Annotated in this window: 12 protein-coding genes; 11 read left to right on the top strand and 1 reads right to left on the bottom strand. The window is 65.0% G+C overall.

Translation table 11 applies throughout. The features are described 5' to 3' along the window. The first annotated feature begins 37 nt into the window (after positions 1 to 37). The 3 genes from ACP15W_RS14395 (at position 38) to ACP15W_RS14385 (ending at position 6,102) form a co-directional block, all read left to right on the top strand. Complete coding sequence (locus tag ACP15W_RS14395) at positions 38 to 1,129, top strand: efflux RND transporter periplasmic adaptor subunit (protein WP_424933605.1); 1,092 nt, start codon at positions 38 to 40, stop codon at positions 1,127 to 1,129. Next, positions 1,126 to 4,614, top strand: a complete 3,489-nt coding sequence (locus tag ACP15W_RS14390; protein ID WP_424933604.1) for an efflux RND transporter permease subunit — start codon at positions 1,126 to 1,128, stop codon at positions 4,612 to 4,614. Before ACP15W_RS14395 ends, ACP15W_RS14390 begins: the two co-directional genes overlap by 4 nt. A 561-nt stretch (positions 4,615 to 5,175) precedes the next feature. Then, positions 5,176 to 6,102, top strand: coding sequence for a jacalin-like lectin (locus tag ACP15W_RS14385; protein WP_424933603.1), 927 nt, complete (start codon positions 5,176 to 5,178; stop codon positions 6,100 to 6,102). Positions 6,103 to 6,571: 469 nt separating this feature from the next. Here the strand turns inward: ACP15W_RS14385 and ACP15W_RS14380 are convergent, their stop codons facing one another. Beyond that, positions 6,572 to 7,747 carry an acetyl-CoA C-acyltransferase family protein gene (locus tag ACP15W_RS14380; RefSeq protein ID WP_424933602.1) on the bottom strand — a complete coding sequence of 392 codons (1,176 nt, stop codon included), beginning with the start codon at positions 7,745 to 7,747 and terminating at the stop codon, positions 6,572 to 6,574. A 176-nt stretch (positions 7,748 to 7,923) separates the two neighbouring features. On the opposite strand from ACP15W_RS14380, the gene ACP15W_RS14375 reads away from it, so the two are divergent. From ACP15W_RS14375 to ACP15W_RS14340, 8 genes are all read left to right on the top strand, one after another. Continuing rightward, positions 7,924 to 9,267, top strand: coding sequence for a replication-associated recombination protein A (locus tag ACP15W_RS14375; protein ID WP_424933601.1), 1,344 nt, complete (start codon positions 7,924 to 7,926; stop codon positions 9,265 to 9,267). Between the two features lie 59 nt (positions 9,268 to 9,326). Continuing rightward, positions 9,327 to 9,716, top strand: coding sequence for a BLUF domain-containing protein (locus tag ACP15W_RS14370; protein ID WP_424933600.1), 390 nt, complete (start codon positions 9,327 to 9,329; stop codon positions 9,714 to 9,716). A 91-nt stretch (positions 9,717 to 9,807) separates the two neighbouring features. Further along, positions 9,808 to 10,251, top strand: coding sequence for a BLUF domain-containing protein (locus tag ACP15W_RS14365; RefSeq protein WP_424933599.1), 444 nt, complete (start codon positions 9,808 to 9,810; stop codon positions 10,249 to 10,251). A 110-nt stretch (positions 10,252 to 10,361) separates the two neighbouring features. Next, positions 10,362 to 10,748 carry a fluoride efflux transporter CrcB gene (gene crcB, locus ACP15W_RS14360; protein ID WP_424933598.1) on the top strand — a complete coding sequence of 129 codons (387 nt, stop codon included), beginning with the start codon at positions 10,362 to 10,364 and terminating at the stop codon, positions 10,746 to 10,748. After that, positions 10,745 to 11,788, top strand: a complete 1,044-nt coding sequence (locus tag ACP15W_RS14355) for an RluA family pseudouridine synthase (RefSeq protein ID WP_424933597.1) — start codon at positions 10,745 to 10,747, stop codon at positions 11,786 to 11,788. The genes crcB and ACP15W_RS14355 overlap by 4 nt, the downstream gene beginning before the upstream one ends. Next, positions 11,785 to 12,468 carry an HAD-IA family hydrolase gene (locus tag ACP15W_RS14350; protein WP_424933596.1) on the top strand — a complete coding sequence of 228 codons (684 nt, stop codon included), beginning with the start codon at positions 11,785 to 11,787 and terminating at the stop codon, positions 12,466 to 12,468. The genes ACP15W_RS14355 and ACP15W_RS14350 overlap by 4 nt, the downstream gene beginning before the upstream one ends. After that, positions 12,465 to 13,169, top strand: coding sequence for an ATP12 family chaperone protein (locus tag ACP15W_RS14345; RefSeq protein WP_424933595.1), 705 nt, complete (start codon positions 12,465 to 12,467; stop codon positions 13,167 to 13,169). Before ACP15W_RS14350 ends, ACP15W_RS14345 begins: the two co-directional genes overlap by 4 nt. 231 nt (positions 13,170 to 13,400) lie before the next feature. Beyond that, positions 13,401 to 14,417: an amino acid ABC transporter substrate-binding protein gene (locus ACP15W_RS14340; RefSeq protein ID WP_424933594.1), complete on the top strand. Its 1,017-nt coding sequence runs from the start codon at positions 13,401 to 13,403 to the stop codon at positions 14,415 to 14,417. The last annotated feature ends 9 nt before the right edge of the window (positions 14,418 to 14,426 follow it).

The following is a 14,426-nucleotide window of genomic DNA, read 5'->3' as shown; positions in this document are numbered from 1 at the left end:
AGAAGAAGGCCGGAGCGGCTCAAGTCGAGGATGTGAAATGCGGTGGGTATCGATTGTCAGTGCCTTGGCTGTCGTGGCTGTGCTCTATCTCTGGATAATGGAGCGCGATCGGCTGCAGGCCTTTGCGGCGGCCGATGGCGAAGCCGCGCAATCCGAAGATGGCGGGGCAGGCGGGGCGCCGCCCTCCGAGGTGGATGTCGTAGTCGCGCGGTCGAACGCGCGGGAGGTGGACGCCACCATAGTTCTGCGCGGTCAGACGGAAGCGGAGCGCAAGGTCGTGGTGTCCGCCGAGACGACGGGCCGCGTGATCTCCGAGCCGCTTCGGCGCGGCGCACGGGTGAATGCGGGTGATCTGCTGTGCAAGCTCGATCCGGGAACGCGCTCTGCGGTTCTGGCGGAGGCTGAAGCCCGCTACCGGGAGGCGGAAGCCAATGCCGCGGCCTCCGAGCGGCTCTCCGAGCGGGGCTACACGGCGGAAACAACGGCGATTGCCAACCGGGCGGCGTTGCAAGCGGCGCAGGCGGCCATCGAACAGGCAAGGCTCGAGATCGACCGGCTCGAGATTCGCGCGCCCTTCGGCGGGCTGATCGACACCGATACGGCGGAATACGGCGCGCTTCTCCAGCCCGGTTCGGAATGCGCGACCGTGATCGATCTCGATCCGATCAAGTTCATCGGCTATGTGGCCGAGCGTCAGGTGGATCTGGTCCGGCCCGGCGCACCGGTTTCGGTGCGGCTGGTTTCGGGGCAGATCCTGCAGGGCGAGGTGGCGTTCGTGTCCTACTCGGCCGATCCGATCACCCGGACGTTCCTCGTCGAGGCGGAGATCCCCAACGGTTCGCTCGAGATCCGTGACGGGCTCACTGCCGAGGGGCGGGTCTCCACGGCCGGCACGAGTGCGCATCTGGTCCCGCAATCGTCACTCACTCTCGACGATACCGGGCGGCTCGGACTGCGTGCGGTCGAGGAGGGCATCGTGCGGTTCCTCCCCGTGGAGGTGGTGCGCGATACCGAGGACGGCGTCCTGCTGACCGGGCTCCCGAACGAGATCGAGCTGATCGTGACCGGACAGGATTTCGTGACCAGCGGTCAGGCGGTGAACGTGACCTACGTGGAAGACCTGCAATGACGGGCATCGTCGATTGGGCCACGGGCCGGGCGCGGATGATCGCGGCATTCGTGATCCTCTCGCTCGCGGCGGGCATCTATTCCTATGTCTCGCTTCCCAAGGAAGGCGAGCCGGACATCCAGATCCCGATCCTCTTCGTTTCCGTGCCCTTCGACGGCATTTCGGCCGAGGATTCCGAGAAGCTTCTCGTCAAGCCGCTCGAAACCGAACTTCGGGGGCTTGAAGGGCTCAAGGAGATTTCCTCGAACGCGGCCGAGGGCTATGCCGGTGTCCTCCTGGAGTTCGAGTTCGGGTGGGACAAGAACGCCACGCTGGCGGATGTGCGTGACCGCGTCGACCGGGCGCAGGCCGAGTTTCCCGATGGGGCGGAGCAGTATTCGGTCAACGAGATCAACTTCTCGGAATTCCCGATCCTCGTGGTGTCGCTTTCGGGATCGGTTCCCGAACGCACGCTTCTGCGGCTCGCGAAGGAGTTGCAGGACGAGGTCGAGTCGATCACCTCCGTTCTGGAGGCGGGGCTTGCCGGGCATCGCAACGAGATGCTCGAGGTGCTGATCGATCCGCTCAAGCTCGAGAGCTACAACGTGACCGCGGATGAACTGGTCAGCGTTGTCAGCCGCAACAACCGTCTCATCGCCGCTGGCGAGATCGATACGCCGTCGGGGGCGTTTTCGGTCAAGATCCCGTCCTCCTTCGACGATCCGCAGGATGTGCTCGACCTGCCGGTCAAGGTGAACGGCGACAGCATCGTCACGCTGGGCGATCTGGCGGACGTCCGGCTCACCTTCGAGGATCGGGAGGGAACGGCCCGCTACAACGGCAATCCGACCGTTGCCTTGCAGGTGGTCAAGCGCAAGGGTGCGAACATCATCGACACTGTCGAGACGGTGCGCGGCGTGATCGAGAACGTCCGCGCGGGCTGGCCGGAGGCCTTGCGCGATTCCGTTCGGGTCGATCTCTCCATGGACATGAGCCGCGACGTGCAGTCCATGGTTCAGCAGTTGCAGGGCTCGGTGCTCACGGCGATCTGCCTCGTGATGATCGTGGTGCTAGCGAGCCTCGGCACGCGTTCTGCGCTGCTGGTGGGCTTCGCGATACCGACGTCCTTCATGCTGTGTTTCGCCCTGCTTGCGCTTTTCGGGATCTCGATCAGCAACATCGTGATGTTCGGCCTGATCCTTGCCGTGGGGATGCTGGTCGACAGTGCCATCGTGGTCGCGGAATACGCCGAGCAGCGGATCGATCAGGGGCAGGGGCCAATGCGCGCGTACGGAGAGAGCGCGCGGCGGATGTTCTGGCCGATCATCTCGTCCACGGCCACGACGCTTTGCGCCTTTTTGCCCATGCTCTTCTGGCCCGGTGTTGCGGGTGAGTTCATGGGCAACCTGCCGATGACGCTGATCTTCGTCCTGTCGGCCTCGATAGTCGTGGCGCTGATCTACCTGCCGGTGCTGGGCGGTATTGCCGGTCGGATCTCGCGCTCTATCGAGCATGGTGCTGCCGGTTTTCACGCCTCCGCCCCGCTCGGATTGCGGATCGGCGCGCTGGCTTTCTGCGCGGTTCTGACCCTGGCGGGGCTCATGCTTTTCCTGACCGGGGCGGCCGCTTTGCCCGGTTTCGTCCTCGTTGTGGCGGGCTGCATCGGCATGGCGCTCACCGGGGGCTCGCTGAGGGAGAAGAAGCCGGCGGAGGTCGGGAGTGCGGCCTACCGGCCCAGCGTTTTCGGGCGTTTCGTGCGGTTTCTGACGGGCAACCCCTTCATGCCCTTCGTGACGATCGCGGCGGTCGCGTTCTTCGTCATGTCGGTGTTTTCCTATTTTGGGGAGCACAACAACGGCGTGGAGTTCTTCGTGCCGACCGAGCCGGAGCGGGCCATTGCCTATGTGCGCGCGCGGGGGAACCTCTCTCTCGACGAGAAGGATGCGCTGGTTCGCAAGGTCGAGCAGGAGATTTCCGCCACCGAGGGCGTGCGTGCGGTCTTTGCATTCGCGGGTTCGGGCGGTCTCAACGAGATGTCCGGCGGGCAGGGCCCGCGCGATTCCATTGGCCAGGTCCAGATCGAGTTGAGCGAGTGGGGCACGCGGCGTTCGGGCACCGAAATTCTCGAGGACATCAACGAGCGGATCACGCAGATCCCCGGAATCGTGGCAGAAATCTCCGCCGCCGAGGAGGGGCCTGGGCAGGGCAAGCCGGTTCACCTGCGTCTCATCGGGGACGACTGGGACGCGCTGCTGGATGCGGCCGGAATGGCGAGGCAACGGTTCGACGCGACATCCGAACTTGTGGATGTCGAGGATACGCGACCCTTGCCCGGCATCGACTGGCAGATCGACGTCGATGTGGCGCGCGCGGGTCGGTTCGGGGCCGATGTGGCCAGTGTCGGGGCGATCGTGCAGCTCGTGACGCGCGGGCTCACGCTGGACACGATGCGGGTCGACAGTTCCGACGAGGAGATCGACATCCGGGTGCGTCTGCCCGAGGAGGACCGGCTGCTTTCGACGCTCGACACGATGCGGGTGCGGACCGAGCAGGGGCTGGTGCCGATCTCGGCCTTCATCACGCGGGAGCCCGCACGCGCGCTGGCTCAGATCGACCGGTTCGAGGGGCAGCGCTATTTTGACGTGAAGGCCGATGTGGCGCCCGGCGAGAACCCCACGGCCGAGATCGCGAAGCTCACTGACTGGCTCTCGAACGAGGCGGACTTGCCGGCGAGCGTGAACTGGCAGTGGACCGGGGACCAGGAGGACCAGGAGGAGAGCCAGGCGTTCCTCTCAAGCGCGTTCCTCGCCGCGCTGGGTTTGATGTTTGTCATCCTTCTTGCGCAATTTGATAGTCTTTACAATGCCTTGCTTGTTCTGACGGCGGTGGTTCTCTCGGTCACGGGCGTGCTGATCGGCATGCTGGTCATGGACCAGACCTTCTCGATCATCATGACCGGGACCGGCATCGTGGCACTCGCGGGCATCGTGGTGAACAACAACATCATCCTGATCGACACCTACCAGGAATACAGCGCCTACATGCCGAAGCTCGAAGCGATCGCGCGAACGGCGGAGGCGCGGCTGAGGCCGGTTCTGCTCACGACGATCACCACGATGGCGGGGCTTTCGCCCATGATGTTCGGAATTTCCGTGGATTTCGTGAACGGGGGCTACACGATCGACGCACCCGCGGCGATGTGGTGGAAGCAGCTTTCGACGGCCGTGGTCTTCGGGCTCGGGCTTGCGACGATGCTGACGCTCCTGGTGACGCCGGCGCTTCTGGCGGTTCGGATCTGGTTCTGGACAGGATTCCATGCACTTGTCGGCCTGATCCGCGCGAGACTCTCCGGGGAGGATGCGCAGTTCCGGCGGGACAGGGCTCTGGCGCGGGCCTTTCGGGAGCACTCCGGCGAGGAGCTTGTCTGGGAGGGGCAGGACGGTGCGGGGGCGGAGGATCAGAAACCGCCACGGCCCGACCTGGTGCTGCACGGTGGAATGAGCTGACGGGCGCCGGGCGCGGTTTTACGCCGCGCCGACAGGCACTTGGGACATGCATATTCAATGCAGATTTCATGCATATTCCATGCATACGATTTCCCGCAGAGCTGCGGGTCTTTCAGGGGTGCGGCAAGAGCCGAACAGGCGCCCATTGCACCTTGGGTGCTCCGAGCCATTGCACGGGACAAGCCGAAGGCGCTCGTCCGAGGCGGCTCGTCGGTTCGTGTCATGACTGCCAGGTGAGAATGAGAACGGCACAACGCGGATTGAGCTCGACATAGTGTCGGCGCTCGTCCGAGGGCGGCGCGCGCGTTGGGCTGTTCTTCGCGGTTTATGGTGCGGATATTTCCTGCGGTGGATCGGGGAGACAAGCGCAGGGGGAAGCGCCCGCCCATGGGGCGGACGGGCGCTCGGCACGGCGGTTCCGCGGACCCTGCGTTTCGTGCCGGATGACCCTGGTGCGGAAAAAAAGTCGATGCGACAATGAACCGTTCCGGCACATGGCGCGACCCACCTTCGTGGACACGACGATGACGTCGATCCTTTCAGCAAGGCGGAGATACGACAATGACGATCAAGACCATTGCCATCGGGGGCAGCCACGGCGCCGATTTCGGTATTGAGCCGGTACGCTCCATCGGCTTTCGCGAAACGGTCAACGTGGAGGCCATCCTTCTGAACGGTGTGCGCCATGGCGACAACCAGGGCGACGAGACCGAGACGCTCGAATTCCAGAACGACGAGTATATCGAAGAGCTTGTCATCCATGAGGGCCAGTCCAAGGGCGAAAATTTCATTCGCGGCATCAAGGTGACGACCAGCCTCGGCCGGACGCTTTCGGCGGGCACGTTCGATGGCCAGGTCACGGTCATCAAGGGTGCCCGGATCGTCGGCCTCGGCGGCAACGAGGGCCATGTGCTCTTCAAGCTGCGGGTGCGCTATATCGAGAACTACACGCCCTCCGATATCATTCCGGGCCACTGGATCGCGGTGATCCGGGCCATTCCCCAGGGGCAGACCTTCGAGACCTTCACCTCGAGCCGCGTCGCGAAGCTCAATGCATCGCGTTTCTTCCTCGAGACGGTGACGAGCATCGAGCATACATCCGAGGCCAGTGCCGCGTTCGGCGAGTTTTCCGCCAAGGCCAGCACGACCTTCGGGCTTTCGGTGACGACGCAGAACGAGTTCTCCGAGCAGGTCGAGTCCGAGACGATCAACAGCGAGAAGCGGACCTATTCGCCGCCCGAGGGGCATGTGGGGCTGGAGGTCGTCTGTCTCGATGCCTTCCGCGCCAGCGACGGGATGGTGTGGTTTTTCCCGACCACCGAGCCGTCGATCGTCTCGGCGCCGGTCTCGGGCGATGCGGTGATCACGCGGGAGCTTTACGACATGACCGGCGTTCTGCCGCTCCATCTGCCCTACATGACCGATCTCTGTTTCCGCTACGAGCGCTTCAAGGCGGCGCGGGTGGACCGGGCGCCGCAGGCGGCGTGAGGCGGCCTTTCGTGGAACGGCGAAGGCTCCCTGGTTGTCGGGGGCCTTCTCTCAGGATTTTGGGACACGGCCTCGACAATCGCACCTTTTCCCGCGTCATGCTTCGCCTTGGCTTGTCGACACAGAGATTTCAGGCGCGGGTGGCGAAGGGGCGCGATGGGGACGGATTTGACATTCGTCTTTGCAAGACACGGGGGCCAGCGGCCGTCCGAGGGTGGCGCGTCCCGCGGACTGTGCAGCGCGATTTATGGTGCCGACACCACGCGCGACTGGTCTAGAAAAGGCTGGCAGAGTGAGCGCCCGCCCATGGGGCGGACGGGCGCTGGCCCGGCGGTGCTCCGCACCTTGACTCCGGGCCATGAACGCCAGCCACAGGAGCCAATGCCGCGCGAGCGGCTTCGTCCATGGCCCCCTGGTTGCCGGGGGGCCATCCTTGCGGGCGGGATGGTTCAGGTCCGGGAACCGGGCCTCAGAGCATCTCGATGGCGAGGGCGATGCCCTGGCCGCCGCCGATGCACATGGTGATGAGCCCGCGCTTGCCGCCCGTCCGCTCAAGCTCGTAGAGCGCCTTGACGGTGACGATGGCGCCTGTTGCGCCCACCGGGTGGCCGAGTGCGATGGCGCCGCCATTGGGGTTCACCTTGGCCGCATCGATGCCGAGGCCCTTGTTGACCGCGAGCGCCTGGGCGGCGAAGGCCTCGTTGGCCTCGATCACGTCGAAATCGCCGATGGACAGGCCGGTCTTCTCCAGGAGCTTCTGCACGGCCGGGACCGGGCCGATCCCCATCACATCGGGCCGAACGCCGGAGATGGCGTAGCCCAGGATCTTCGCCTTGGGCTTGAGGCCCGCCTTGTCCGCCGCCTCGCCGGTCGCGAGCACGAGGGCGGCCGCGCCGTCATTGATGCCGCTGGCGTTTCCAGCCGTGACGGTGCCGTCCTTCTTGAACACGGTCTTGAGCGAGCCGAGCTTGTCGAGGGTGGTGGCCTTGGGGTGCTCGTCGGTGGCGAAATCGACCATGTCGCGCTTCACCTTCACCTGGACCGGCACGATCTGGCTCTTGAAGCGGCCCTCCTCGATGGCCTTGGCTGCGCGGTTCTGGCTTTCGAGCGCGAAGGCGTCCTGTTCGTCGCGGGTGATCTGGTGCTCGGCGGCGACGTTCTCCGCCGTCACTCCCATGTGGCCGGTGCCGAAGGGGCAGGTGAGTGCGCCAACCATCATATCGAGCGCCTTGGTGTCGCCCATCTTCTGGCCCCAGCGGGCGGCGGGAAGGGCGTAGGGGCCGCGCGACATGGCTTCCGCGCCACCGGCGAGACCGAACTCGGCGTCGCCGTTCGTGAGCGACTGGTAGACAGAGACGATGGCCTGCGCGCCGGAGCCGCAGAGCCGGTTCACGTTCATGGCCGGTGCGGTATCGGGGACGCCCGCCTCGATGGAGGCGGCACGCGAGAGATACATGTCGCGCGGTTCGGTGTTGATGACATGTCCGAAGACGACGGTGCCGATCTGGCCCCCTTTCACACCGGATCGTTCCAGCGCGGCCTTGGAGGCCGTCTTTGCCAGTTCGATGGGTGTGGTGTTTGCGAGCGATCCGCCGAAGGTTCCGATTGCGGTGCGTGCGCCGTCGAGTATTACGACTTCTTCCATTTTTTCCTCTCCCCGCCATAATTGGCACTTCACACTCGCGCGCGGGAAAGAATGTTTCAAGCGGACGTGAGCGGCGGGGGTGGGAAATGCGGTCGAATTGCCGGGAGATTGGGCGGATTCCGCTCAAATCGCGGATAAAGGCGTGACGGCAAGGCGCGGATAAATAAGGTGTATTCATGGCAGATCTTTTCGATTCTCTTCCGCAGCCGCGCGCGGAACGCCGCGAGACGCCCGATGCGCCCCGGCCGATCGGTCCACGCCCGCTGGCGGAGCGGCTTCGGCCCGCGAGCCTCGGGGACGTGGTGGGTCAGGATCACGTTCTGGGCCCGGAAGGGCCGCTGGGGCGGATGCTGGCGGCGGGCGAACTGGGTTCGATCATCTTCTGGGGGCCGCCGGGTGTGGGCAAGACCACCATCGCGCGGCTTCTGGCGGATGCGACCGAGATGGCCTTCGTGCAGCTCAGCGCAATCTTCAGCGGGGTGGCCGATCTCAAGAAGATCTTCGAGGCCGCGAAACTGCGCCATCGCAACGGGCGCGGCACGCTGCTGTTCGTCGACGAGATCCACCGTTTCAACAAGGCGCAGCAGGATGCCTTCCTGCCGCACATGGAAAGCGGGACGATCGTGCTGGTGGGGGCGACGACCGAGAACCCCTCCTTCGAGCTCAATGCCGCTCTGCTTTCGCGCGCGCGGGTGCTGACGCTCAACCGCCTGGACGAAGGCAGCCTCGCCCTCGTGCTGGAGCGGGCCGAGCGCGAACTGGGGCACGCGCTGCCACTGACGGATGCGGCACGGGAGACGCTGGTGGGGCTGGCGGACGGGGATGGGCGCTCGCTGCTCAACCTCGTGGAGCAGATCGCAGGTGATAGCGGTGAGCCGCTCGATCCGCCCGGACTGCTCAAGCGGGTGGCGCGGCGCGCGGCGGTCTACGACAAGTCGGGCGACGGGCACTACAACCTGATTTCGGCCTTGCACAAATCGGTGCGCGGATCGGACCCGGATGCCGCGCTCTACTGGCTGGCGCGGATGCTGAAGGGCGGCGAAGACCCGCGCTATCTCGCGCGGCGGATCACGCGCATGGCGGTGGAGGACATCGGGCTGGCCGATCCGCGGGCGCAGCGGGTCTGTCTCGACGCCTGGGAGACCTATGAGCGGCTGGGCTCGCCGGAGGGCGAGTTGGCGCTGGCGCAGGCGGTGATCTATCTCACGCTCGCGCCGAAATCGAACGCAGCCTATGCGGCCTACAAGGAGGCGATGAAAGCGGCCGGCGAGACCGGCTCGCTGGTGCCGCCGAAGCACATTCTCAACGCGCCGACGAAGCTGATGCGCGAAGAGGGCTACGGGGCGGGATACGTCTACGATCACAACACGGAAGAGGGCGTATCGGGGCAGAACTACTTCCCGGACGGCATGGAGCGGCAGGCCTTCTACCGCCCTACGGCGCGCGGGGAGGAGGCGGAAATGCGAAAGACGTTGTCCGGCATCAATGCTATAAGGAAGGATGTGACTGGGAAGATCTAGACTGTCCGTCCGGGGGATGGGGAATGTCGAGGTCATGTGGGGTTAGACAGAACGTCCGAATGTCTCTTGGTTTTGATGACGAGACCGCTTGTCTGGTGCGAATTGTCTTTGTCTGCGAGATCGTGGGGGATCTGAGCGGCGAGGCGGTGGACGCGCATCGCCGTGAATTGACATCCGACCCTCCGGAACCCGACCTGACCGGGCTGCTCCTGAGCCAGGGCAATCGGGTGTGCGGGGTGGTCGAGGGGCCTCAGGAAAGCGTGCTTGCCCATGTGGATCGGATCGCGGTCGACCGGAACCATCAGGTTTTGCGCGTTCTGGACGAGTCCCCCATCGAAACGCGACGGTTCGTCAACTGGACCACGACTGTCCTGCCCGCGGGGCTATCTGCAAAAAGTACTGATGAGATGACCGAAGAGTTTATTGAGTTCATATCGCGCAGGTTGTAGGATTTGTGAAAATTTCATGAATACACTCGAAATCCGCGTGATTCGGCTTCGGGTGCCGCAGTCTGGATCATGAACTCGGGCGAATTTTTCTATGGCCAGCACTCTTGGACGCGATACGGTTCTGCTTCGGCTGAGTTTCACTTCGCAGGTGAAGGGGAATGTGCCGGGGGCCGCGCTTGCGCGCGTCGAGCGGCAATCGAGCGCGCATAACCGCGACAATGATCTGACCGGTGAGCTGCATCTGCTCAACGGGCAGTTCCGGCAGGACATAGAGGGACCGAGATCGCTGCTCCTGCCGCTCGCGGCCCGTATCCTCGCCGATCCCAGGCATGAAAGCATCGAGATCGAAAGCTTCGGCCCGATCGAGGAGCGCCGGTTCAGGAATTGGCGGACCTTCGGATTCAACGGCTGCGCAGGCCGGAACCGCAACATGCGGGGCAGGACCGGCAATGTCTTCGAGATGCGGCCGGGCGCGGGGACGCGCCAGGGCGGCCACCGGACCCGAACCGGCCCGGCGATCCTTTTCCGGCTCTAGATCCGCCGCACCTGGCGTCCGCGCAAGTGCCGTTCCCCTGTCGGCTCCTTGACATTGGCCGCTATCCTGTGGCTCTGAGGGCCATCTTTCCACAAACCGGGGCAGGCACGATGCCAATCGCACTTCAGGTTGCTTTGGGCGGCGCAATCGGCGCGACCTGCCGGTACCTCCTTGCGGGCGCGATCACGCGCAGGCTGGGCGCGGGGTTTCCCTTCGGCACCTTGAGCGTGAACGTGATCGGGTCCCTGATCATGGGGGTCGCGCTCGTCTTCATCCTGCGGCGGACCGAGCTGGGACTGAACCATCTCGCGCCCTTCTTCATGACGGGTGTGCTTGGTGGTTTCACGACGTTCTCGGCCTTCTCGCTCGAGACCGTGCTCCTGTTCGAGCGCGGACGGGCGGATCTGGCCGCGGCCTACATCATCGGTTCGGTGATCCTGGCGGTGGGCGCTTTCGTGCTTCCGCTGGTGCTGCTCAAGGGGTGGATCGTCTCATGAGCGGTGTGCAGCAGGTCAGTGTTTCGGAAGACGATGCGGATCAGAGGCTCGACCGCTGGCTGCGCCGGTTGCATCCGCATGTCACGCAGGCGCGGATCGAGCGCATGTGCCGCAAGGGCGAATTGCGCGTCGATGGCGGGCGGGTGAAGGCCGCCACGCGGCTGGAAGCCGGGCAGGTGGTGCGCATTCCGCCTTTGCCCGAGGCGCCGGCACCAGTGAAGGCCGAGGCCCCGAAGATCTCCGCAAGGGACGCAGACGAGATCCGCGCGACGGTGATCTATCGTGATGAGCACATCCTGGCGCTCAACAAGCCCGCCGGTCTCGCGGTTCAGGGCGGATCGGGGCAGTCGCGGCATGTTGACGGGCTGGCGGAGGCGCTCAAGTTCGAGCGGGACGAGAAGCCGAAGCTGGTGCATCGGCTCGACAAGGACACATCCGGCGTTCTCCTGCTGGCGCGCACGGGCCGGGTCGCGGCGGGGCTGACCGCCGCTTTCCGGGCCCGCGAGACGCGCAAGATCTACTGGGCCGTGGTGGCGGGCGTGCCCTCGCCCCGGGCCGGCACGATCCGCTACGCGCTGGTGAAGGCGCCGGGGCATGGTCCGGGCGGTGCGGGCGAGAAGATGCTCTGCATCCATCCCGACGAGGTCAAGGCGTTCGAGGGGGCGAAGCGCGCGGTGACGGACTACACGATCATCGATGCGGCCGCCCAGCGGGCGGCCTGGGTCGCGCTCGTGCCTGTCACGGGGCGGACACACCAGTTGCGCGCGCATATGGCCGAGATCGGCAATCCGATCGTGGGCGACGGCAAATACGGCACCAATGCGCAGGAAAATCTCGGCTCGGGATGGGGCGCGCAGCTTGGCGGGCAGGTCAGTCGCAAGCTGCATCTGCATGCCCGGAGCCTGACGTTCCGGCATCCTGTCACCGGCAAGACGATCCGGATCGAGGCGAAACTCCCGGAGCACATGAACCGGACCTGGGACCTGTTCGGCTGGACGCCGTCCATGGCCCCGGACGATCCTTTTGAGGCGGAAGAATGAGCATACCCCGACTTGTCATCTTCGACATGGATGGCACCATCATCGACAGCCAGCAGGAGATCCTCGCGGCGATGTCTTCGGCCTTCACGCTTGCTGGCCACCCGCAGCCCACGCGCGAGGCGGTGCTTTCCATCGTGGGCCTGTCGCTGCCCGAGGCCATGATGACGCTGGCGCCGTATCTGAGCGAGGCGCAGGCGCTGGAACTGGCCGAGCTCTACAAGCACAGTTTCCTGAGCATGAAGGCCGAGGACGGCAACAAGCCGATGCCGCTCTATCCCGGCGTCATCGAGACGCTCGATGCGCTGGCCGCCGACCCCTGGACCACCATGGGGATCGCGACCGGAAAGGCGCGGCGGGGCCTCGACCGGGTCTTTTCGGTGCATGATCTTGCGGGATACTTCATGACGCTTCAGACCGCGGACAACCATCCCTCCAAGCCGCATCCCTCGATGGTGCTCGAGGCGATGCGCGAGGCGGGCTGCGCGCCGGAGCAGACGGTGATGGTGGGCGATACCGAGTTCGACATGGTGATGGCGCGCGAGGCCGGGGCACGGACCGTCGGAGTCAGCTGGGGCTATCACCCGCGCGAACGGCTCGCGGCGGCGGGCGCGGATGTCATCATCGATTCCTACAGCGAGCTTCCCGGCTCGCTCGCGATGCTCTGGAAGGCTGTCGGATGATCGGGCGCAAGCGGTTCTGGAAAGAGGTGAGCGTGGCGCCGCAGGACGCGGGCCAGGGGGTGTTCCTCGACGGCAGGCCGCTGCGCACGCCCGAGCAGAATGCGCTGTCCGTGCCGACGCGGGCCCTGGCGGAGGCCATCGCGGAGGAGTGGTCCGGCATCGAGGGGGAAATCCAGCCCGATACCCTGCCGTTCACCCGCGCGGCGAACACCGCGATCGATCGCGTTTCGGCCCGGCGCGACCCGGTGGTCGACATGCTCGCGGCCTATGGCGAGACCGACCTGCTCTGCTACCGGGCCGATGGGCCCGAGGCGTTGCAGGCGCGTCAGAGCGAGGCCTGGGACCCGTGGCTCGACTGGTCGCGGCGGGAGCTTTCCGCCCCCCTCCATGCGGTGGTGGGCGTGATGCACCAGCCGCAGCCTGCCGAGAGCCTCATAGCCCTGCGCGGCGCACTCGAGGCGCTCGACCCGTTCGAACTGACAGGCATCCACGATCTCGTGACGCTTTCGGGATCGCTCGTGCTCGGGCTTGCCGTGGCGAGGGACGCCATCGATGCGGACAGCGCCTGGGTGCTCTCGCGGCTCGACGAACTCTGGCAGATCGAGCAGTGGGGCGAGGATGCGGAAGCGGAGGCACTTGCGCGCCGGAAGTGGGAAGCCTTCCTGCGGGCGGAGCGTTTCCTCCAGCTCGTGCGGGGCTGAACTGGTCTACTGGTATTCCAGAGTGCCAAAAATAAGGGCATCCGCACGAATTTGCATCAATTATTAACTTTGAGTGAATAATTGGCGGGTGATCGAAAAAGATCTTGCTTGACCTGAGTCACAATTGCCTGAACCTTTACGCCCGATGTGAACTTCGCCTCGAAACGTGGTATGTTTACACAAGAAAAGAGGGCGCTCACTGGGGGCGTCCGCGTGCACATAGGGTGACGGATGAAGAAACTTCTGCTTTCGGCAAGCGCAATCGCGGCCGTGATGGTTGGCGGTGCGGCAGGGGCTGCAACGCTTGACGACGTGAAGGAACGCGGCACGCTGATCTGTGGTGTGAACACCGGTCTGGTGGGTTTCGCGGCTCCGGACGAAAACGGCTACTGGGAAGGTTTCGACGTCGGTTACTGCCGGGCGATGGCCGCTGCGGTTCTGGGTGATCCGGAGGCGATCGAGTTCGTCTCGCTCACCGGCAAGACGCGCTTCACCTCGCTGGCCTCGGGCGAGATCGACGTGCTCTCGCGCAACACCACCTGGACCTACACACGCGACGTGGACCTGAAGTTCACTTTCGCGGGTGTGAACTACTACGACGGTCAGGGCTTCATCGTTCCCAAGGAACTTGGGGTCGAGTCGGCCATGGATCTCGACGGGGCGACCGTCTGCATCCAGACCGGCACCACGACCGAGCTCAACCTCGCCGACTTCTTCCGCAAGAACGGCATGAGCTACGAGCCGGTGCCGATCGAGACCAGCAACGAGGCACAGCAGCAGTATCTCTCGGGCGCCTGCGACACCTACACCACCGATGCCTCCGGCCTTGCTGCCGTGCGTGCGAGCTTCGCCTCGCCGGGGGATCACATGATCCTGCCCGAGATCATCTCCAAGGAGCCGCTCGGACCGCTCGTGCGCCAGGGCGACGATCAGTGGGCCGATATCGCCCGCTGGACGCTCAATGCGATGATCGCGGCGGAAGAGCTCGGCGTCACCTCGGAGAATGTCGAACAGATGGCCGAGGGCACCGAGAGCCCGGAGATCAACCGTCTGCTCGGCACCGAGGATCAGCTCGGCGCGATGCTCGGCCTCGAGGCCGACTGGGCCAAGAACGTCATCATGGCTGTCGGCAACTACGGCGAGCTCTTCGACTCGACGATAGGAGAAGGCACAGAGGTCGGTCTGGCGCGCGGCCTGAACGCGCAGTGGATCGACGGCGGCCTGCTCTACGCTCCGCCCTTCCGTTGATCTGAACGG

It is taken from the genome of Amaricoccus macauensis, assembly GCF_049800915.1.
Classification (GTDB): Bacteria; Pseudomonadota; Alphaproteobacteria; order Rhodobacterales; family Rhodobacteraceae; genus Amaricoccus; species Amaricoccus macauensis_A.
This window is presented reverse-complemented; position numbering and strand designations above follow the sequence as displayed.

Excerpts from the sequence above, each read along its gene's own strand:
- ACP15W_RS14395 (WP_424933605.1), top strand. The coding sequence starts at position 38 with ATGCGGTGGGTATCGATTGTCAGTGCCTTGGCTGTCGTGGCTGTGCTC.
- ACP15W_RS14390 (WP_424933604.1), top strand. The coding sequence starts at position 1,126 with ATGACGGGCATCGTCGATTGGGCCACGGGCCGGGCGCGGATGATCGCG.
- ACP15W_RS14385 (WP_424933603.1), top strand. The coding sequence starts at position 5,176 with ATGACGATCAAGACCATTGCCATCGGGGGCAGCCACGGCGCCGATTTC.
- ACP15W_RS14380 (WP_424933602.1), bottom strand. The coding sequence starts at position 7,747 with ATGGAAGAAGTCGTAATACTCGACGGCGCACGCACCGCAATCGGAACC.
- ACP15W_RS14375 (WP_424933601.1), top strand. The coding sequence starts at position 7,924 with ATGGCAGATCTTTTCGATTCTCTTCCGCAGCCGCGCGCGGAACGCCGC.
- ACP15W_RS14370 (WP_424933600.1), top strand. The coding sequence starts at position 9,327 with ATGTCTCTTGGTTTTGATGACGAGACCGCTTGTCTGGTGCGAATTGTC.
- ACP15W_RS14365 (WP_424933599.1), top strand. The coding sequence starts at position 9,808 with ATGGCCAGCACTCTTGGACGCGATACGGTTCTGCTTCGGCTGAGTTTC.
- crcB (WP_424933598.1), top strand. The coding sequence starts at position 10,362 with ATGCCAATCGCACTTCAGGTTGCTTTGGGCGGCGCAATCGGCGCGACC.
- ACP15W_RS14355 (WP_424933597.1), top strand. The coding sequence starts at position 10,745 with ATGAGCGGTGTGCAGCAGGTCAGTGTTTCGGAAGACGATGCGGATCAG.
- ACP15W_RS14350 (WP_424933596.1), top strand. The coding sequence starts at position 11,785 with ATGAGCATACCCCGACTTGTCATCTTCGACATGGATGGCACCATCATC.
- ACP15W_RS14345 (WP_424933595.1), top strand. The coding sequence starts at position 12,465 with ATGATCGGGCGCAAGCGGTTCTGGAAAGAGGTGAGCGTGGCGCCGCAG.
- ACP15W_RS14340 (WP_424933594.1), top strand. The coding sequence starts at position 13,401 with ATGAAGAAACTTCTGCTTTCGGCAAGCGCAATCGCGGCCGTGATGGTT.